Source organism: Paracraurococcus lichenis (assembly GCF_030657435.1).
In the GTDB taxonomy this organism is placed as follows: Bacteria; Pseudomonadota; Alphaproteobacteria; order Acetobacterales; family Acetobacteraceae; genus Paracraurococcus; species Paracraurococcus lichenis.
Map to the genome: position 1 here is coordinate 1 of NZ_JAUTWS010000405.1, position 673 is coordinate 673.

Consider the following 673-nt stretch of genomic DNA (forward strand, 5'->3'; position numbering starts at 1 on the left):
GCTGGCAGTGGCTGGAGGGCAGAGCTACACGGAGGCGGCTTGCCTTGTTGGGCGCGACAACGGCGATACCGTCGCGCGCTGGGTTGCGAACTTCAACCGGGACGGTCTGACCGCGGTGGTGCCCCGGCATGGCGGCGGCCACCCCGTGCGCTACGGCGAGGCCGAGCAGCGGCGCATCCTGGCCGAAGTGACGCGGCCTCCAGAGCGCACGCGGGACGGCACGGCGACGTGGTCACTGGCGACGCTGCGGGAGGCGTTGCGCCGGGCCGAGGACGGCCTGCCCGGCATCAGCACCTACACGATCGGCCGCGCTCTGCATGCGGGCGGGTACAGCTGGCAGAAGGGGCGGAGCTGGTGCGACACCGGGGTGGTCACCCGCAAGCGAAAGCACGAAGGTCTCGTCACCGTCGTCGATCCGGACGCTGCCGTAAAAAGGGGCTGATCGAGAGGGCTTACACGCTTGGCGTCTCGCTCGGCCTCGATGTCTGGTGTGAGGACGAGGCCGGTCCGTTCCAGGCGGTGCCACAGCCCGGCAGCAGCCGGAGGCCACAAGGCCAGCCCGCGACCCGGCCACACGAATACATCCGGGGCGGCACCTGCAAGATCCTGACCCTGTTCCACCCCATGACGGGACGGGTGCATCTCCAGCCGGTCAGCAGTTGCACCAACCTGA

1 protein-coding gene is annotated in these 673 nt (G+C 69.7%); it reads left to right on the forward strand.

Going from position 1 to position 673, the window contains the following annotated elements; genetic code table 11:
- Positions 1-442, forward strand: a 442-nt coding sequence (locus Q7A36_RS40510; protein ID WP_305109445.1) for a helix-turn-helix domain-containing protein, incomplete at its 5' end; no start/stop codon positions are given.
- Positions 443-673: the final 231 nt, after the last annotated feature.